Origin of the sequence: Halovenus halobia, from assembly GCF_051414135.1 — an archaeon.
In the GTDB taxonomy this organism is placed as follows: Archaea; Halobacteriota; Halobacteria; order Halobacteriales; family Haloarculaceae; genus Halovenus; species Halovenus halobia.
In genome coordinates, this window is sequence record NZ_JBLKOA010000001.1 from 1,030,843 (window position 1) to 1,049,272 (window position 18,430).

General features: G+C 61.7%; 14 protein-coding genes. 5 read left to right on the top strand and 9 right to left on the bottom strand.

Annotated elements, in window-relative coordinates:
* Positions 1 to 87 precede the first annotated feature (87 nt).
* Positions 88 to 948, top strand: coding sequence for a 3-hydroxyacyl-CoA dehydrogenase family protein (locus tag ACMGFM_RS05555; RefSeq protein WP_436901448.1), 861 nt, complete (start codon positions 88 to 90; stop codon positions 946 to 948).
* A gap of 3 nt (positions 949 to 951) precedes the next feature.
* On the opposite strand, the gene ACMGFM_RS05560 is transcribed toward ACMGFM_RS05555, so the two are convergent.
* The 3 genes from ACMGFM_RS05560 to ACMGFM_RS05570 form a co-directional block, all read right to left on the bottom strand.
* Positions 952 to 1,383, bottom strand: a complete 432-nt coding sequence (locus ACMGFM_RS05560) for a helix-turn-helix domain-containing protein (RefSeq protein ID WP_436901449.1) — start codon at positions 1,381 to 1,383, stop codon at positions 952 to 954.
* Positions 1,384 to 1,464: 81 nt separating this feature from the next.
* A complete protein-coding gene (gene ppsA, locus ACMGFM_RS05565; protein WP_436901450.1) occupies positions 1,465 to 3,732 on the bottom strand; it encodes a phosphoenolpyruvate synthase in 2,268 nt (755 codons plus the stop codon).
* Between the two features lie 108 nt (positions 3,733 to 3,840).
* The gene (locus tag ACMGFM_RS05570; protein ID WP_436901451.1) at positions 3,841 to 4,722 is read right to left on the bottom strand and encodes a PhzF family phenazine biosynthesis protein; all 882 of its coding nucleotides are present in this window, start codon (positions 4,720 to 4,722) and stop codon (positions 3,841 to 3,843) included.
* A 102-nt stretch (positions 4,723 to 4,824) separates the two neighbouring features.
* Between ACMGFM_RS05570 and ACMGFM_RS05575 the strand changes: the two genes are divergently transcribed.
* Entirely contained in the window at positions 4,825 to 5,625 is an 801-nt protein-coding gene (locus tag ACMGFM_RS05575) for a GIDE domain-containing protein (RefSeq protein ID WP_436901452.1), read from the top strand.
* Here ACMGFM_RS05575 and alaS read toward each other — a convergent pair.
* Genes alaS through ACMGFM_RS05590 form a run of 3 tightly spaced genes read right to left on the bottom strand, consistent with a single transcriptional unit; the run spans position 5,622 to position 11,976 of the window.
* Positions 5,622 to 8,399 carry an alanine--tRNA ligase gene (gene alaS, locus ACMGFM_RS05580; protein WP_436901453.1) on the bottom strand — a complete coding sequence of 926 codons (2,778 nt, stop codon included), beginning with the start codon at positions 8,397 to 8,399 and terminating at the stop codon, positions 5,622 to 5,624. The two genes, ACMGFM_RS05575 and alaS, sit on opposite strands and share 4 nt — an antisense overlap.
* A 60-nt stretch (positions 8,400 to 8,459) precedes the next feature.
* A complete protein-coding gene (locus ACMGFM_RS05585) occupies positions 8,460 to 8,903 on the bottom strand; it encodes a nucleoside deaminase (RefSeq protein ID WP_436901454.1) in 444 nt (147 codons plus the stop codon).
* A 1-nt stretch (position 8,904) separates the two neighbouring features.
* Positions 8,905 to 11,976: a replication factor C small subunit gene (locus ACMGFM_RS05590; protein WP_436901455.1), complete on the bottom strand. Its 3,072-nt coding sequence runs from the start codon at positions 11,974 to 11,976 to the stop codon at positions 8,905 to 8,907.
* Between the two features lie 93 nt (positions 11,977 to 12,069).
* On the opposite strand from ACMGFM_RS05590, the gene ACMGFM_RS05595 reads away from it, so the two are divergent.
* Complete coding sequence (locus tag ACMGFM_RS05595) at positions 12,070 to 13,767, top strand: sensor histidine kinase (protein WP_436901456.1); 1,698 nt, start codon at positions 12,070 to 12,072, stop codon at positions 13,765 to 13,767.
* A gap of 1 nt (position 13,768) precedes the next feature.
* On the opposite strand, the gene ACMGFM_RS05600 is transcribed toward ACMGFM_RS05595, so the two are convergent.
* Positions 13,769 to 14,461 (bottom strand): DUF7530 family protein, encoded by a 693-nt coding sequence (locus tag ACMGFM_RS05600; protein WP_436901457.1) that lies wholly within the window; start codon positions 14,459 to 14,461, stop codon positions 13,769 to 13,771.
* Complete coding sequence (locus ACMGFM_RS05605; protein WP_436901458.1) at positions 14,458 to 15,348, bottom strand: NAD(P)H-binding protein; 891 nt, start codon at positions 15,346 to 15,348, stop codon at positions 14,458 to 14,460. Before ACMGFM_RS05605 ends, ACMGFM_RS05600 begins: the two co-directional genes overlap by 4 nt.
* Positions 15,349 to 15,474: 126 nt before the next feature.
* Between ACMGFM_RS05605 and ACMGFM_RS05610 the strand changes: the two genes are divergently transcribed.
* Both ACMGFM_RS05610 and ACMGFM_RS05615 read left to right on the top strand, forming a co-directional pair.
* Entirely contained in the window at positions 15,475 to 16,458 is a 984-nt protein-coding gene (locus ACMGFM_RS05610) for a preprotein translocase subunit SecD family protein (protein ID WP_436901459.1), read from the top strand.
* A gap of 76 nt (positions 16,459 to 16,534) precedes the next feature.
* Positions 16,535 to 17,188: a hypothetical protein gene (locus tag ACMGFM_RS05615; protein ID WP_436901460.1), complete on the top strand. Its 654-nt coding sequence runs from the start codon at positions 16,535 to 16,537 to the stop codon at positions 17,186 to 17,188.
* Here the strand turns inward: ACMGFM_RS05615 and ACMGFM_RS05620 are convergent.
* Positions 17,185 to 18,288, bottom strand: coding sequence for an aminotransferase class V-fold PLP-dependent enzyme (locus ACMGFM_RS05620; RefSeq protein ID WP_436901461.1), 1,104 nt, complete (start codon positions 18,286 to 18,288; stop codon positions 17,185 to 17,187). The genes ACMGFM_RS05615 and ACMGFM_RS05620 overlap by 4 nt on opposite strands.
* Positions 18,289 to 18,430: the final 142 nt, after the last annotated feature.

Below are 18,430 nucleotides of genomic sequence, written 5' to 3' on the forward strand. Positions count from 1 at the left end.
GCGTAAATGCTTTACTCAACGAATCTCTGACCCGTTTGTTTGCCTCCGTCCCACACACTTACGCCGCTCGCAGTCTCACTCGGAGGTATGCGCGAACTTACAGCTATCGACACCGTCGGCGTCGTCGGCGCGGGTAACATGGGCAACGGCATCGCACAGGCCGCGGCGATGGCGGGCTACGACGTCGTGATGCGCGACATCGAACAGGAGTACGTCGACAACGGCATCGAAAACATCGAGTACAGCCTCGACAGACTCGTCTCCCGCGACGCGATTGAGGAGTCGACTGCCGAACAGACACTCCAGCGAATCACGGGCACGACCGACCTTTCGGACCTCGCTCAGGCCGACCTCGTTGTCGAGGCGGTTCTCGAAGAGATGGCTGTCAAAAAGGAAGTATTCGAGGAACTCGACACGATTATCGACGACGATGTCGTGCTCGCGACGAACACCAGCACGCTCTCGATTACGAGCATCGCCGCGGCAACTGACCGCCCCGAGTTGGTCGTCGGCTTGCACTTCATGAATCCTGTCCCGATCATGGAGGGCGTCGAAGTCGTCGTCGGCGAGAAAACAGACAGCGAGGTTGTCGAACTGGCTCACGACTTCGCTGAAGACCTGGACAAGACGACGTGGGAATCAGAGGACAAGCCCGGATTCGTCGTTAACCGCGTGTTGATGCCCTGGATCAACGAGGGAATCCGCGCCTACGACGAGGGCGTCGCGACCAAAGACGACATGGACACGGGGCTGAAACTCGGGACGAACGTCCCGATGGGGCCGCTGGAACTGGCCGACCACATCGGACTGGATATCGTTCTCAACGCCAGCAAGACGCTGCACGAAGAACTGGGTGACCGGTACAAGCCAGCCTACCTGCTCAAACGGAAAGTTGAGGCTGGCGAACTCGGGAAAAAGACCGGGAAGGGATTTTACGAGTACGAGTAACGGTCACTCGATTGCGTCCGGGCGCGGCATCTCCTGGACCTCTCTGATGCGGGCTGTCTTCTCCACCGCGGCGTACTGTCGCTGCCACGCCCCCTCGGGAAAGAGGTTGTTCCGGTCGAACAGCGTCCGAGCGTCCTCTGTCAGCGCGTAGAACTTGTAGGGAAACTCTCGAAGTCGCTTCCCTTCCGGCAGTGAGTGGACCTCGACGACCCCGACTTCGACCAGTGTCGCGAGGTGACGCCGGATGGAGTCTTCGCTCAGGCTGGGATTCATGTACGCCAGTTCCTCGACTGTCGGTGCACCCGCAGGATGGCCGACGATATCCGCGATGAGATTTGCCCGCTTCTTGTCCGTGGCCTTTTGGAGCGCTCGCTGCGGATGAGATACCCGCTTTTCTGGTGGATTCCCTCGGTCTGTCCCAGATTCTGGAGGCACAGTTGACCGTTCGACAGCCGGGAAAATAATTCGTTCGCCGATATCGAGACACTCGCCCGGCCTCAACAGCAACTCGGTTGTCTATCGAACCGAATCCAGCAGCAGCCGCTGTTCGACGCGCTTGACCTCGTGTTGGACATCACGAACTGCGTCGATGTTGGCGCTAATCGAGGTGACGCCCTCGTTGACGAGGAACCGAACCATCTCGTTTTCAGAGCCGGCCTGGCCGCAGATGCTCGTCTCGATATCGTGCTCACGGCAGGTTTCGATAGTCTGGCCGATGAGTTCGAGAATCGAGGGGTGCATCGCGTCGTAGCGGTCGGCGACGTTCTCGTTGTTCCGGTCGACGGCCAGCGTGTACTGGGTGAGGTCGTTCGTTCCGAAGCTGGCGAAATCGATGCCCGTCTCGGCCATCTCCTCGATACCGAGGGCGGCCGCGGGCGTCTCGACCATCACACCCCACGAGCGTTTCTCGGTATCGATGCCAGCCTCTTCCATCAACTGTTTGGCCTGGAGCACGTCCTCGCTGTCGTTGACCAGCGGGAGCATGATCTCGACGTTGTCGTAGCCCATTTCGTACAGCTTCCGGAAGGCTTCGAGCTCGTACTTGAAGACTTCCGGTCGGTCGAGGCTGCGACGGATGCCCCGATATCCTAACATTGGATTGTGCTCTTCGGGTTCGTCCTCCCCACCTTCGAGTTGGCGGAACTCGTCGGTCGGCGCGTCGAGTGTCCGCGCTCGAACTGGTCGAGGATAGAACTCGTCGGCGACGGACCGAACACCGTCGACAATCTGGTCGATGTAGGCCTCCTTGCCGTTCTCTTCGATGTACCGCTCGGGCGTCTTGCCCAGCGAGAGAATCATGTGCTCGATGCGGAGCAGTCCAACGCCGTCAGCGCCGGTCGCGGCTGCTCGCTCGGCAGCGTTTGGAATCGAGACGTTGACCTTGACACGGGTCGCGGTCATCGGCGTGACCGGCGTGTCGGGTCTGACCTCCTCGACGGCGTCGTGGTCAGCGGTCTCGTCGGCACCGGCCTCGACGCTGCCTTTCTCGCCGTCGATGGTGATATACTGCCCATCTTCGAGCTGTTGGGTCGCGGTTTCGGCACCGACGACTGCCGGGACGCCCAGTTCTCGCGAGACGATGGCAGCGTGGGAAGTCGTTCCACCCTCGTCAGTGACGATTCCCGCGGCGCGTTTCATCGCCGGCACCATATCGGGCGTCGTCATTTCGGCGACGATGATGTCGCCCTCACCGATTTTGTCCAGCTGGTCGAGGTCGTAGATAATCTTCGCCTCGCCGGAGGCCCGGCCCGGCGTTGCACCAAGCCCCGAGACTGGAATTTCCTCGTCGTCTGACTGGACGGCCGCTGCGCCGCCGTCCGCGACGCCACTCTCGGCTGCCTCCTCGCTGATGGTCGTAATCGGTCGAGACTGGAGGAGATAGAGTTCGTCGTCGTAAATCGCCCACTCGACATCCTGCGGGGTGCCGTAGTACTCCTCGATCATCTCCCCGGTCTCGCGCAGTTCCTCTAGTTCGGCGTCGGAGAGGACTTGCTCGCTCTGTTTGTCGGCAGGCACTTCTCGCTCGACCGTCTCGCCACTCTCCTCGTCGCGGACGTGCATCACCTTCTTTTCTGCGACAGTCTTGTCCTGTACGTCGCCAGTGTTGCGGTCGACGACGTAGTTGTCTGGCGTGACCGCTCCGGAGACGACGGCTTCACCGAGTCCCCAGGCAGCTTCGATGGTGACGACTGGTGCGCCGGTCGAGGGGTGGCTGGTGAACATAACGCCGCTTTTGTCGGCGTCGACCATCTGCTGGACAACGACCGCGATGTCGACGACTTCCTCCGCGAAGCCCTGCTCCTGCCGGTAGTAGAGCGCGCGCTGGGTGAACAGCGAGGCCCAGCACTCTCGGACCTTGTCGACTAACTCTTCGCCGGTGACGTTGAGGAACGTTTCCTGCTGGCCGGCGAACGATGCGTCTGGGAGGTCCTCAGCCGTCGCTGAGGAGCGGACCGCGACGGGCACGTCGTCACCGAGCTCACCGTACGCTCCGAGAATCTCCTCGTGGAGCTCCTCCGGCATGGGCGTTTCGCGGATGAGTTCCTGTGCGGCGTCGGCGGCCTCCGCGAGTGCCGCCGAATCTTCGGTCTCGATGTCGACGAGTTCGAATAGCTCGTCTTCGATACCGGTTGCCTCGATAAACGAGCGGTACGTATCCGCCGTCACGACGAATGCAGGCGGGACTGGCAGGCCCGCGGAGGTCATCTCCCCGAGCGAAGCCGCTTTCCCGCCGACGGTTTCCAGGTCATCTCCCCGGATGTCGTCCAGCCAGAGTACAGCCATGTACGTGGTCGTAGCATCACCGACAAACGTAATGAAGCTTCTGAACCGCTACCGAGTCGTCCACATCTACTTACATTCCTCCCGGCCAGCTTGCGGATACAAGCACACTCAGACCTCAATAATGTCGTCGTCGTCGTCCTCAGGGACCGCAAGTTCGCCGTCGAGTGTCGTCAGCGCCGTTCCACCGACGCTTGGCTCTGGCTCCACTGTCGCCCGCACCGTCGATGGCCGCTCGATAAACGCGCCAGATTCAACGCCGATCTCGTCGCGCTCACCGTCGAAGACTGCGTGCTCGGTGAGATGTGCTGTACACGCCGCGACGCCGACGCCACTCGCCGGGCGCTCACAGTCCCGGGCCTCGGGGTCGAACACTCTCGCGTGCACCTCGGTTTCCGCGACAAGCGTATCGAAGGTGAAGGCAACGAGGCGTCGGCAGTCGGCGGCGTCGAGCAGGTGCGCGACTGTCCCGCGGTCTGGGCTCGCCCCCGAAACGTGTTCGAGGAAGTTGACCGCGACAAGTAGCGTGCCGCCGAAGGAATCGACTCGCGCGGCCGGCAGGTCGGCACCCACATCTTCGAGTGTCGCTGCGTCGACGCCGATGGCGTCTGCAATCCAGTCGACGTCGACAGCTGGGGGTTCGGGCGGTGCCGTCGGCAGGTGGACGGTCACTGTCCCGTGTTTGTCGAGGTTGACCTCGATAGACTCACTCTCTCCGGCAGCGAGTTCGTACATGCCGGGTTCGAGTGCGCCGCGGTTGTAGAGTCCAGCCAGCCCGGCGGTCGCTCCCGAGACCACCGCCTGCGAGCCATCGCAGTCTGTGTAGGAGATAGTGTCGCCGTCGACAGAGACGACACCGCTGGTTCCGAGTTCACTCGCAACTCGGTGGTGTTGTGTTTCGGACAACTCCCCGCTGGGGTCGACCGCCACCGGCCGCCCGCCGGTCGGTTCGTCGGCAAATGCGTCGACCAGTAGCACCTCTCGGCGTTGCATATCCCTACCTCTCCCGCCACTGGAAAGAACCTGTTGCTCGCTCGTTTCCCGACCGGAGACTGACCGGCACCATTTACGGGACTTGGTTGTCTCCGTTCAGCTATGTCCGAGTTCGCTTTCTCTGGGTCGGGAATCGCGCTCGCTGGCGGTACCCTGTTACTGCTGGTCGGTCTCGGGGCGGCCGTCAAGACGAAACGGGAGTTCGGCCCCGCGCTGGCGATTTTCAGGAACGACCCGGTCGCAGTCCAGGAGTTGGTCTATCACGACGGACCGGCCGAAGTTGAGGGCACCGCCCGCGGCGACGAGAAGGGCGTCGAAGCGCTGTTCACCGGCACGGTCTGTCTCGCCTACGAGTACGAGGTCCAGGAGTACCAGAGCAGCGGGCAACACAGCCACTGGAAGACGCTGGACGAGGGCAGCAACAGCGTCCCCTTCCTCGTCGAGGACGACACTGGTCGGGTGCAGGTTGACAGCACCGAGGCCGAACTCCACCTCTCGCCAGAGACACTGGAACTCTCGCCGGGCGACGAACCGCCCGAGCGCATCGCCCAGTATATCCGGGACACCGAGGATGTCGAGTATCAGGACAGCACGCTGGATTTGGGCATCACCGAACTGAATCTCGGCAACCGCCAGAAGTTCATCGAGCGCCGCCTCGATATCGACGAGTCGGTCCACGTCTACGGAGCAGTCGGCCGCGCGCCGGCCGGCGAGTGGGGGAGCAATCTGGTTGACGCACTGTTGACTCGGGACGAGAACACGCCGATCGTGATTTCTGACGGCTCCGAGCGCGATACCGCGTGGCGAATCGTCAAGAGCCACCTCGGGTGGCCGTTGCTCTCGGTTGCCTGTCTGCTGATCGGTGCGTACGGACTCGCGCTCGGACTCGGGTCGCTTCTCTAGGCGTTGCGAACCTGCTTGAGAATATCTGGGGCGTCTCCCAGCGCCGCCTCCAGTGCCTCACTGTCGGGGCCGCCACCCTGTGCGAAATCCGGCGGGCCGCCGCCACCGCCACCGACACGGCTTGCGAGTTCGCCGACCACGTCACCGGCGTCTACCGCGACGCCGTCTGGCACCGCGACGACGAACTGTGCACCCTCGGCACCGGAGCCGACAACCGCAATGTTCCCATCTTCGACCAGCGCGTTCGCCGTTGCGCGAAGCTCGTCCATGTCGGCGTCGAGTCGCTGGATGACAGCCGTCGTGCCGTCAATTTCGACCTCTTCGCCGTCGCCGGAGCCACCGGCGCGGGCCGCGGCGAGTTCCTCTTTGAGTTCGTCGACGCGCTTGCCCCGCGCTTTCCACTCGTCGAAGAAGCGCTTGGCAGTTTCTGGAACGTCCTGTGGCGTCACGTCCAGTATCTCTGCGGCTTCGAGCAGCGCGTTTTCGGTCCGCTGTGTTGCCTCGACTGCGGCGTCACCCGCGGCGTAGGTGAACCGAATCACGCCGTCCTGAATCCGCTCGGTTCCGAGCATCTTGATCGACCCGATATCGCCGGTCCGGGAGACGTGCGTTCCACCGCAGGCTTGCGTGTCTTCTTCGGCGTGGATCAGTCGGATCTGTTTGCCCTCGGGGACACCACCTTGATAGATGTCGAAGCCGTACTCTGCCTCGGCCTCGTTGCGGTCGACCCACTCCTGTTCGACCGAGACGTTCTGCATCACGTACTCGTTTGCGAGGCGCTCGATTTCTTCGACCTGTTCGCGGCTCACAGAATCGTAGTGCTTCAGGTCGATTCGGGCGCTGTCGGTGCTTTTCTGTGCACCGGCCTGCCGGATGTGGTCGCCGAGAATCTGGCGGGCGGCGTGGCTGACCAGATGTGTCGCGGTGTGGTGGCGCATGTGCTGGCGGCGACGGCGTGAGTCGACCTGTCCGCGGACGAACTCGCCTTTGCCCGGGTCCTCGTCGGCGTGATGGACGATGACATCACCGACCTGCTGGACGTCGGTCACGTCGGCGGTCACGTCGTCGGTCGATAGCGTCCCGTGGTCTGCCGGCTGGCCACCACCCTCGGGGTAGAACATCGTCTGGTCGAGGACAACGTCGTAACCGTCCTCGCGTTCGGAGACATCGAGGACGACAGCCTCGAACTCCATGCGGTTCTGGTCTTCGTAATAGAGGCGGTCGGTGCCTGGCAGGTCCTCAAAGTCGTCCGGCGCGAGGTCCTCGCTCTCGTCGTCCTCGTCGCTCTCTTGGCCGTGACGTCGCGCAACCACCGAGTAGAAGTCGTCCGGTACGTCGACGCCGGCCTCGTACTCCTCGGCAATCTCTTCGACAGTGTCGGGCTGGATGCCGTGAGAATCGTACAGTTCGACCAGCTCGTCGGTCGGAATCGGCTCACCCTCGCGGGCGTACTCCTCGGCGAGTTGCTCGACACGGCGGGTCCCGCGTTCGAGTGTCTCGCGGTACTTCTCGACCTCTGTCCGGACGACGTCACGAATCGTATCGCGGTTTTCGTAGTTCAGGCGGTCGGCTTGCATGTCGACGAGTTCGTCAAGCGGCGCGTCCACACCGACAGTGTCCACCAGTCGTTTGGTGCGGCGCAGCACCATCCGGACGAGATACCCAGTCCCGACGTTGGAGGGGACGATGCCGTCGCCGAGCATGTAGGCAAGCGTGCGGCAGTGGTCGGCGATGGCGTAAATCTGTTCGAGTGGTTCGACCAGTTCGCGAAGTTCGTCGACATCTACGCCGAGTTCGTCGGCAATATCGCCGCGAGCGGCCTCCACGTCGTCGACATCGTCGATGTCGAGATTCCCGGAGAGTCGCGCCGCAGCCTGGACGAGTTCCTCCTCGTCCTCGCTGTATTCGACGCCCGCGTTCTCGCGCAAGAAGTCGATCATCTCGGGGTAGATGGCCTCGTAGACTGTCGGCGTCCCCTGGCTCATCCACGTCCAGCGTTCGAGTCCGTAGCCCGTGTCGACGACGTAGGTGTCCATCTTCGAGTAGCGGTTGCCGTCCTTGAGCAGGTACTCGCCGTCCTCGTCTTGCTCCATGGACATGAACACGAGCGTCGCCAGTTCCAATCCCTTGTAGATGACCTCGATGGCCGGACCAGCGTTGCCGCCGCCGACCCACGGGTCCTCGATGTAGGTTACCTCCTCGATATCCGCGCCCAGTTCGTCGAGCAGGGTGTCGCAGTACTCGACGGTTTTGTCTTTCCAGTAGACCTCTCCCTCGTAGGCATATTCTCCTTCAACGTCCTCGCGGGCGTTGAAGGCGTGGTGCGCCATCATCTCGAAGGCCATGGTGTGACGGCCGGTCTTGCCCACGTTGTCGATATCCTGCATCCGGATACAGGGCTGGCTGATGGTCAGCGGGTTGGCTGGCGGTGGTGTCTCTCCCGAAGTGACCAGTGGCTGAAAGTCGTAAATCGACGCCTGCGTCAGCAGCACGTCGTCACGCCAGCGGTTCGCCGCGACCGGGTAGGGGTCGATTCGGGTGTGGCCGTGCTCCTCGAAAAAGGAGAGATATGCTTCCCGCATCTCCGCCAGCGTGTACTCCTCGGCGAAGCCGGGGTCGTCGATGAACCCGTAGGTGTCACACGGGGGTTCGCCGCAGGTGTCCCGTGTCCCGTCGCGGGTCCAGAAGTGCGCGCCGCATTCCGAGCATTCCAGCCGGTGAAAGCCTTCTTCCTCGAAATACGCGAGCTCGTATTCGTCGTCGAGGTCGCTCATCTGTTGGGAGTATGTGGCGAGCGTTCGGGTAAAACAGTTCCGAACACGCGCGTGCTACTGTCAATTCTCGTGCACTGCCAGCCCTGCCGCCTCCGCGACCGGCCCCTCGACTTCTGTTGTCCCGTCCTTCGCCTCGATTAGTTCTCGACAGGTGTAGCCGGCCGTCTCGGAGCCACGCAGGTCCGCGAGCGCGCCTGTCGAGACACTGAATACGACTCGTCCGAGCCCCGCGTACTGAATTGCTGTCGCGCACATTTCACAGGGCTCGGTGCTCGTGTACATCGTCGTCTCAGCACACTCCTCAGCGTCGAGTTCCCGCGCGGCCCACCGGGCAAGTTTCAGTTCGGGATGGGCAGTGATGTCGTCCTCAGTCAGCGTCGTGTTTCGGGAGCGCTGGATTACTTCGCCGTCAAGCACGAGCAGCGACCCGAACGGCGTGTTGCCGTTTTCGACGGCTTCGCGGGCGAGGTCGATCGCTTCGTGGATGTACTCCTCGTCGTCCATCTTACTCCTCCAGTGCCAGCGCGGCCAGCAGTGCTTCGAGTTGGATACGCTCGTTCGCACCCTCGGTGATTCGATAATCCGCCTCGCCAATTCTGTCGAGGACCCGCACCGCCGCCTCGTCGCCCAGGCCAAACTCCCAGACGGAGCGGTGCAGTTGGTCGATGATGTCGCCACCGGCGATTCCTTCCTCGGTCAGCAGTCTGTCGAGGTGGCTCCGCGAGGCGGTGAAGTCGCCGTCCAGCGCAAGTGTCACCATCTCCTCGATATCCTCGGGGCGAGCTGTACTCGTAATCTCGAAGACTGCCTCCTCATCGACGACGCCGCCGGTGACTGCGGCGGCCTGCAGCCCGTTGATTCCCGCGCGCATGTCACCACCCGCAACGTAGACCAGCGCTTCGACGCCGTCTTCGGTCAGTTCGATGCCTTGGTCGTCGGCGATACTGCGAATCTGTGTCTCGACAGCCTCGTCCGATAGCGGCGAGAACCGGAAGACGGTACACCGCGACTGGATTGGGTCGATAATCTGGCTGGAGTAGTTACAGGAGAGAATGAATCGGACGTTGTTCGAGAACTGCTCCATCGTCCGGCGAAGTGCCGACTGTGCGTCACTCGTGAGGGCGTCGGCCTCGTCGAGGAAGATTATCCGATAGTTGACGCCGCCGAAGGAGGTTCTGGCGAAACTCTTGATGCGGTCCCGGACCACGTCGATACCGCGCTCGTCTGAGGCGTTCAGTTCGAGGAAATGCTCCTCCCAGCCCTCGCCGTACAGTTCCTTGGCGATGGTCACTGCGGAGGTCGTGTTGTGCATCACCGTCGGCACAGCGCCAGCGACGTAGTTGTGGACGCCCGGCACAGTTAAATCGTACACGCGTTGTCGGTCGTCAACCTGCTCGACGCCTTCGACTTCGTCAAGATAGATGTCGGCGTCGGCGACTCGCTGTAGTGTCTGCATGTACTCGAGAGTCTCGGTCGAAGCCATTTCCGAGAGGACGCCGTCAAGTTTCTCTACGACCGTCCCGAATCGACAGAGGGCTCTGATTTCGTGGTCGTCTTGGCCGAGTAGGTTCCCGATATCCGAAGAACGCAAATCCGTCCCTGCTGCTAGTGAAGCGTAGCTGATATCCAGCGTTTCGATGATGGCGTCGAGTTCACGCTGAACCTGTTCGACCGAAACACTGCGTTCGTCCTCGTTCAGTTTCGTCAGGATAGTTCGGGCTCGGTTGGCGTACGGAACCCGGTCGCCGCGGGCGTTTTCGAGCAAGTAGTCCTCACGAGCGTCGGTGACAGTTGCAACTTCCCGACGCGTTGCGAGTGGTTTCAACTTCTCACGGCTCCGTTCCCACTCGACCGGGACAGCGGTAAGCGAGGTGATCGCAGACTCCAGTTGTGTGAGTCGCTCCCGTGCCTCCTGTACCGCCTCCAGCCGTGCGTTCGCGTCGTCAACCAATTCTGAGAGACACTGCTGGTATCGCTCTCGTCCCGGCGATTCTGGGTTGAGCGTCTCGGGGACGAACTCTCGTTTGGTCAGGTTGAGTTGTGAACACAGGGCTGTGACTGCCTTCTGTGTCGGTACGGTGTCGTCGTTCGGGTTGCCGTCACGCTCCGCGTTTTCGGCGAGCCGCCGTGATTTCTGTTCGATTCCGAATCCGACCTCGGACTGGAAGCGGGCGAGATGCGCTGCGCTGGAGATGTACAGTGAATGGTACGTCCGGGAGATGTCGCTGCCGTTGCTGGCTTGCTTCTGTACCTGTTTTCGCCGTGACGGGACGCCAAAGCCAGCAAGCAAATACGACAGCAGTGTGATCAGGTCACCGTCCTTCTGTGTGAGCTCAACGATTCCGTGTTCTGTCACGTGTCCTTCGGCGTCGAATACCGCCCGGAGGAAGGCGCGTCGACTCTGTTCGTCAGCACGGAGCAGGGCGGAGCCAATTCCGTCATCGTCGGAGAGCGGAAACACGTCGAAGCAAGCGCCGAGATACTCTGTTAACGTCCGACTATTCAGTTCGACATACGGGACACCTTGCTGTGTTCCCGTCTGTGGAGTAATATCGAAGAGTCGCTCGCTTAGCGATTTGAAGTCGTCGAGAAGTTCCTCGTCAGTATTGTAGAATTTGATTGTCCCACCGTCGATCCCTGCTTCGGAGATTGCCAGTCCGACGAATCGAGCGAGTTCTGGCGTTACCGCCGATGGCGGTGTGATCGCCTCCGAGCGCTGGTTGTTCGCCGACACGTACTGAATCTTCGTCACATGCTCAGACAGTTCTGCGTCCGAAATGCCAAGTTGACGACAAAATCCGAGCGAACAGGTCGTACTGGGCACGTCGAGGTCCGTACTGTCGAATTCTCGCTTTGCGGCTGCGACAGTACTTCGCTTGATTCCCGCCTCCGTAGCGATCTCTCGCACAGATTTTCCGTTCCGGAGACCGCGTACTGCCTGCTTTTTTAGTCCGACGAGGTTCTCCTCGAACGGGATGTCGTGCTGCTGACTGAATTCTTCGGTCACATGGACGAAGATACGCGCTTCGTCCATCTCTGTCGCCCAATCGAGCGAGCAGTCAGTCTCGGGGAGTGGCGATTCAAGCGGGCGGACGACCCGGTCGTGCGTATCGACTGACGACGCCGGTTTCCATTCTAATCCGTTGTGAGTGAGAACGAGCAACTTGTGCTCCGGTGTCACGGTGAACTCGTTTCCGTCTCGCGTCCGAACGCGGAGCAACTGGTCGGCTTGCTTCGCGAATCGGTGCGAGGGCGCTCGATACTCGAACTGTCCCTCCTCGGTATACGAGAGAACCTGTGTGTCCCCGTCGTGCCGCTCGAACCCGTCGTGATTGCCGACGACGTTCTCGATCTTTCTCAGCCCATTGCTCGTCAACACGGGCGTCTCCCCGGTTACACATTTCCCCACGCCTGCCGGCCCCGCAAACAGCATATTCGGGATGTCATCGCGTGCGACGTAACTCTCCAGTCGTTCGACAATCGACTCCTGTCCGACGATGTCGGAGAACCGCTCTGGCCGGTACTGTTCGAGCCAGATTTCCTCTCGCCCGGCCGCGGCGCTGTCAGCCTCGCTCATACCAGCGACGACGGGGGGACAGCCAATAAACCCCGCGAGACTCCCACGGCGTCCAGCACAAGTATTAATACGCCCATTCCATATTGACTGACAATGACAGCGCATGTCATAACCGGCGCGACACTGGTTGTGACACTTGGACTTTCGCTGTTCTTTCTGGCGTACTGTCTCCGTAACGACGACAAGCGCGGTGCGGTTCCGCTCGCAGTGATGTTCGTCGGCGTTGCCTGCTGGGTGTTTGCCGATACGCTGCACGTCGTCGTTCTCGAAACAAACGGAAATCCGATGGTTGGGGGTGGACTGCTGGTTCGGGTACTCGGTATCGAACTGACTGTCATCGGGATGTTACTGCTCGGGCTGAGCTATACTGGACGAGACCATCTCGTCTCCGTCCAGACGGTCGCGCTGTTGCTGGTCAAACCACTGCTTGTTCTGGGCATCACTGCCTCGCCGCTTCGGACTGCGGTGTTTTCGACTGTCCCAGCGGCGACGCCGTTGGGATATGAAATCCTGCCGACGCCAGGATTTCTGCTCCACGTGCTCTACTCGTACGGCGTCGCCGCCGCTGGCGTAGCGTTACTCGGCAGCGTCATGATTCGCTCGCCGTCGCGATATCGCCTCCAGAGTCTCGCCCTGTTTGTCGCCGTCGCGGTTCCGTTCTCGGTGAGTATCCTCTACCAGAGTGGCTTCCTGCCATTCGATATGACGCCGGTGAGTTTCGGCGTGAGCGCTCTGCTGTTGATGACCGGGACGTTCAGACTGCGCTTGCTCGATACGATCCCTATTGCCCGCCAGCGCGTCATCGACGTGATGGACGACCCAGTCGTTGTCCTCGACGAGAACCAGCGAATCGTGATGGGTAACGACACCGCAACTACCCAATTCGGCAGCGATGGACTCGTCGGCACGCCGGGGACGGAGCTATTTGGCGATGACGCACTCGCGGAGTTGGACGCCGACGGTCAGACTGAACTCGTGGTGGAGACCAACGACGGGGCTCGGCAGTACAGCGTCACCTGCTCGGAAGTTGGCGCTCACAGGGAGGCGGCACTGGCGACTGTGCTGGTCTGTCGAGACGTGACCGACCAGCGCCAGCGCCAACGCGAACTCCGCCAACGTGAGTCCGAACTCGAACTCCTCAAAGACCTCCAGAGCCGCGTTCTTCGGCACAACCTGCGTAACGAACTCAACGTCGTCCGGACGAACGCCGCACTTCTCGTTGACGACGACAACCCACCTGAGCCCTACGAGGAACTCATCGAGAAGACTGACCGCCTCATCGATTGGAGCCAGAAAGCCCGCACAGTCGAACGACTCGTCGACGTGCAAGACACTGGCCGCTATGACCTCGCTGCGGTCGTTGAACCGCTGTTGGCCGACGCCCGCGAGCGGTATCCGGAAGTTACCTTCGAGGGTAATCTCGACCCAATCGAGGTCATTGCCGTCCCACAGATCGAGCAGGCAATCGAGAATTTACTCGACAACGCGGCCCGGTACAACACCGCCGCTGACCCCCTAGTAACTGTCCGGGCTGAAGTCGACGGCGACCACGGCTGTCTCTATGTCACGGATAATGGTCCCGGCATCGACGAGGCAGTCGTCTCGGCACTTGGTGAGAGCGACGAGTCGATGGCAGCAGAGAGCGGGTTCGGCCTCTGGATGGTCTACTGGGTTATCGAGAAATCTGGCGGTGACCTTTCGTTCGATAGCACCGGCGGCCCGACTGTTTCACTTCGATTCGAGCGCGCTGAGAGTCTGGTGGCTGAGCAAGCCGCCTCCTCGACTGTCTGAGCTACCGTGACAACAACAGCACTGAGAGTCCATTCACTAGGACGACTGCGAGCACGTGTCCCGCAACGACGACAAAGAGCACTGGCTGGCCGACAAGGAACGGAAGGAAGGCACACTGCGCGAGTCCAAAGAGTGCAACTTCGCCGTCGATGCGGCGGAGACTCCGCCGACTTTTGGGGTCGAACTCGTAGCGTAGCGTGCGCCACAGCGCCGCGACACTCGCCCACCAGCCCGCACCGATCCGGTAACAGACATCCCAGAGGATCAACAGCATGAGATAGACGGCGACCACTGGTGGCTCCGGCCCGAACAGCGCGTCGAGCAGCGGAACCTCCGCCTGTCTGGGGTCGAAGACGAAGAGGTGGGTAATCAGCGCGATGTAGGCAAGCACCGACAGCACTACCTCGATGTTCGAGCCAAAGAGCAGGCGTCTGTATGGCTCGGGAACGGGAATCTCTCGAACTCTGGCGCCGATGCGGATCAACTCCGCGCTGCCGGCGGTGGCGACGACCACTGCGACGGTTCCAGCGAGGGCCGCCTCCGGCAGGTCGTAGACAAACCCAACGACGAGGACTGCGCTCTCGAACAGCAGAAACTGCATCGCCAGCGCCACCCGTGGGCTGACCGCGATACCCGGCAGCGCGCCGACGATACCCTCGTACACCCAGGACTCACTGTACGGCGAGTTGCTCATGATTCCTCCGCGAGCGCCAGCGTGACTGCCTCTCTGAACGGCATCAGCTCCGGGCTGACGTACTCGCGGATGCTGTCGTCGGTGACGATTGTCGGGTTTTTGAGCCCGTTAATCAGCGGTTGGGCGACCCGCCAATCCACGTCGCTGACCAGCCCCACCCAGTACGACGAGAGCTTCGGGGTGAGCACCGGGACCGGCACGATTGGCGGCGGCCGTCGGTCCATCGCCAGCGCAGTCTGGCGGAGCATCTCCCCGTAGGTCAACACGTCTGGCCCGCCAATTTCGTAGGTCTTGCCGGCCGTCTCCGGCGCCTCGACGACGCCGACGAGATACGCAAGCGCGTCGTCGACGGCAATTGGCTGACACTGCGTCCGGACCCACCGCGGTGCGACCATCACCGGCAAGCGCTTGACGAGTTGCGTGACAATCTGGAAACTCACGCTGCCCGCCCCGACGATAATCGACGCTCGCAGGGTTGTCAGTTCGGGCGTGCCGTCGCCGAGAATGTATTCGACTTCTCGGCGCGAGCGCAGGTGTGCCGAAAGCTGGTCGCTGGTTTCGCCGAGGCCGCCGAGATAGATGATTCGGTCGACGTTTGCCTCGCTCGCCGCCCGGGTGAAGTTCCGCGCAGCAATTCGGTCCTGTTCCTCGAAATCCTCGCCAGCGTACATCGAGTGGATGAGATAGTAGGTGGCGTCGACGCCGTCGAGGGCGTCCTCGAAACTCCCCCGATCGAGTACGTCACCCTGGTATACCTCGACACCGTCGGGTGCGTCGTACCGGCCCGGGTCGCGGACCAGCGCCCGGACCTCGTGACCAGTCTCGACCAACTTTTCGACGAGAAGTCCACCAACAAAGCCAGTCGCACCGGTGACGAGAATGCGCATACACGGATATAGGAGCCGGGCGTCTTAACAGTCGGGACAGTTTCAGTGACTCTCCGAACGCCCCGCTGTTTCGAGCACAGACACGATGGAAAAGTAACTTGTTGGTCAACAGATAATCGAGGGACGATGAGACGACGACAGGTTCTCGCGGGTGGAATTGCTCTCTCGGCCGCTCTCGCTGGCTGTATCGAGAACTCTCCCGACAGTGATGAGCGTCCGGAGGCGTCGTTTCGAGTCTCCTTGCTCGGACAGACCGCGACAGGTCTCGATATCGAGCGAGAGCCAGCAGCGGTCGAAACGACGATTGCGACCGAACTCGACATCGACCCGGTCGATGTCGCTGTCGTCTCCTCGGCAGCGGCGGTCGAAGTCCGGCGCGGTGATTTCTCGCCGAGTGAGTTCGTCGCTGCACTCTCCGCGACTGGATTCGCTGTCGACAGTGCGGACGTTCGGGCTGGCGTCACAGCACCCACTGCGGTACAGGCACGTGACACGCTCCGGGGTCGTTTTGACCGGGCAGATATCTCAGGGGTCAGTGTGTCTACCGAGAGTGACGGTGACGCGCCAGCCCTTCTGGTCGAGGTTCGCGAAACCGACGCCGACCGGGTGTCCGATATCGTTACGGAGGACAATCCCGTGCAGGTCGTGCTTGCGACCCCGGCAGACCAACCCGACGCGACTGACCCCGAGACAGAGGTGCTGCTCGAAGCCGACGATTTCGAGCGGGTTTCCGAGGCGAAACCGGCGGACAATCGCTATCCGAGCCCGTATGTCACCGTTCAATTGACACGGGCTGCGGCCGACCGGTTCCAGCGACGACTCGTGGAGACCGGCTATACCGCCGACGGGGTGACCGGGCCGCAGGCCTGTGGCTGGGAGGCGGGGACCGAACCAGATCCGAACGAGTACTGTCTGTACACGATGCTCGACGGTGACATCGTCAACGGCAGCGGTCTCAATCAGAGCTTCGCAAGTACCCTCGACTCCGAGCAGTTCGGCGGCGGGTACGCTATCATAACGACGACACTCGACGAGGCGCAGGCGACCGCGGGCACGCTCCGCCGTGGTGTGCTCCCGACAGCGGTCGAACTCGAACGGATTGGCGACTAACACGGCGGCCGGGGCCAGTGGTGACACCGCGAGTGTAGCCGGGAGACATATGACCGGGGCCGCCCGAATGGGCTGTATGGACGACGTGGACAGCCAGGAGATGCCCGGCGCGCTGGTCGAGGAGTATCTCGACCGCGAGCGCGGGACGCTGGCACTACTCGACGACCTCGAACAGCTGTCCATCGAGGGCGAACACGAGCGCCTCCGCGAACGGATTCGGAACTTCGCCGAGAATAACCAGCAGGTCTTCTACACTGTTGCGCTCGCGCTGACCGGCTCTGAGCATTTCTTTGGGGACGTGGAGTCACAGCTGGGTGGTGAACCCGCCGACAAACTCCGCGAACTCTCTGAAACCTACCCCTCACTTACTGAACCGTTCAGCCTCGTCCGGATGGAAGTCTCGAACGAGCGGTACAACCCGCTGACGGGACTGGACGTGACGACAACCTACCACTCACAGGAGGAGGTACCGCTGGTCTCTTACACTGCCTATTCCGGCGGTGTCGACCTCTACGAGTACCGCGGCTCGCCCGAGGAAGTGCTCCAGTCGGCGAGTTATCTGGTGCAGGCAACGAACGACTCCTTAGAGGCGGCCCTCCAGCAGGACCACTCGGTCAACACCGACGAACTGAGCGAACTCATCGACCGCCGGGAAAAACTCGAATCAGAACTCAACTATCTCCACGACCTGATCGACGAACTGCGGCGGAATCCGGTCGACGACTCCTAGAGCGCGTCGAGCAGTCTGTCGACATCGTCAGCGGTGTTGACCGCGTGCACCGAGACGCGGCAGGCGTCAGGGCTCGGTAGCGACCGAATCTGAATATCTTGCTCGGCGAGTCGTTCGACCGTCGCCTCTGGGTCCTCTGCGGCGAAGGTGACGAGCCCGCTGCTCGCGTCTGGTGGCGAGAGCAACCGGTCACCAAGTCCGTCTTTCAGTCGGTCAGTTAGCTCGGAAATGCGTTGTTCGACCGTCTCCAGCCCGATTGACTGGAGCTGGTCGATTGCGGTTTCGAGCGCAACGAAGGGCGCGAGCGAGCGCGTCCCGAGGTCGAACTTTCTGGCGTCGTCGTAGAACTCGAACTCCGCTGCGCCGTAGTCTTTGACGGAGTAGTAGCCAATCTGCGTGGGTCGTAGCGCGTCCAGCCCAGCGTCGCTGGCGTACAGAAAACCCGCGCCCCAGACGCCGAGCAGCCACTTGTGGCCCGAGCCAGTTACGAAGTCTGCGCCCCATTCCCCGACGTTGACAGGTTGCTGGCCCGGAGCCTGCACAGCGTCGACGAGGACCATCGCACCCGCGTCGTGTGCAATATCGACAATATCGCCGACCGGCTGGCGGTTACCGTAACTCCACGTCGGCGAGTTGAAACAGACGAGGCGAGCGTCCTGTACTTCGGCTTTCAGTTCCTCGATGTCGATGTGACCCTGCTCGGTTTCGAGAACGCGGATTTCGAGGTCGTACTCCTCGGCCATCCGCTCCCAGGGCAACCGAGCCGCGCTGTGCTCGGTATCGGTGCGGACGACAACGTCGCCGTCCTCCCAGTCCAGTCCGGTTGCGACGTGGTTGATCCCGTCGGCGGTGCTCTGAGTCAACCCAACGTGGCCGCTGGTTGTGCCAAGTAATCCAGCGACGGCCTCGCGAGCGCGCTCGGTCGCTTCGTCTGCGGCCGCGTACATCCCCTCGTCGGCGGGACTTTCGTACTGGTGGTAGCACTCGAATTCTGTGGCTGCGTCGACGACGACTCGTGGACTCGGGCCGCTGGCGCCCCAGTTGAAATACGTGCACTCCTCCAGCGCAGGAATATCGTTGCGAAGCGTCTCGGGATTCATGCTCTCTGCTGGGGTCGCCAGCGGTATGAATCCATCCACACCGATGCGAATTTTGTGGATCTGAAGTGGTCTGTAACGGTACGGCAACTGGGTTGAACAACCAGAAAGCCCCGACACTCTCGACTCCCGCGACTCGCTGCGC

What these genes read in the sequence shown, in the direction of transcription:
- ACMGFM_RS05555 (WP_436901448.1), top strand. Translation starts at nt 88, where the DNA reads ATGCGCGAACTTACAGCTATCGACACCGTCGGCGTCGTCGGCGCGGGT.
- ppsA (WP_436901450.1), bottom strand. Translation starts at nt 3,732, where the DNA reads ATGGCTGTACTCTGGCTGGACGACATCCGGGGAGATGACCTGGAAACC.
- ACMGFM_RS05570 (WP_436901451.1), bottom strand. Translation starts at nt 4,722, where the DNA reads ATGCAACGCCGAGAGGTGCTACTGGTCGACGCATTTGCCGACGAACCG.
- ACMGFM_RS05575 (WP_436901452.1), top strand. Translation starts at nt 4,825, where the DNA reads ATGTCCGAGTTCGCTTTCTCTGGGTCGGGAATCGCGCTCGCTGGCGGT.
- alaS (WP_436901453.1), bottom strand. Translation starts at nt 8,399, where the DNA reads ATGAGCGACCTCGACGACGAATACGAGCTCGCGTATTTCGAGGAAGAA.
- ACMGFM_RS05585 (WP_436901454.1), bottom strand. Translation starts at nt 8,903, where the DNA reads ATGGACGACGAGGAGTACATCCACGAAGCGATCGACCTCGCCCGCGAA.
- ACMGFM_RS05590 (WP_436901455.1), bottom strand. Translation starts at nt 11,976, where the DNA reads ATGAGCGAGGCTGACAGCGCCGCGGCCGGGCGAGAGGAAATCTGGCTC.
- ACMGFM_RS05595 (WP_436901456.1), top strand. Translation starts at nt 12,070, where the DNA reads ATGACAGCGCATGTCATAACCGGCGCGACACTGGTTGTGACACTTGGA.
- ACMGFM_RS05600 (WP_436901457.1), bottom strand. Translation starts at nt 14,461, where the DNA reads ATGAGCAACTCGCCGTACAGTGAGTCCTGGGTGTACGAGGGTATCGTC.
- ACMGFM_RS05605 (WP_436901458.1), bottom strand. Translation starts at nt 15,348, where the DNA reads ATGCGCATTCTCGTCACCGGTGCGACTGGCTTTGTTGGTGGACTTCTC.
- ACMGFM_RS05610 (WP_436901459.1), top strand. Translation starts at nt 15,475, where the DNA reads ATGAGACGACGACAGGTTCTCGCGGGTGGAATTGCTCTCTCGGCCGCT.
- ACMGFM_RS05615 (WP_436901460.1), top strand. Translation starts at nt 16,535, where the DNA reads ATGGACGACGTGGACAGCCAGGAGATGCCCGGCGCGCTGGTCGAGGAG.
- ACMGFM_RS05620 (WP_436901461.1), bottom strand. Translation starts at nt 18,288, where the DNA reads ATGAATCCCGAGACGCTTCGCAACGATATTCCTGCGCTGGAGGAGTGC.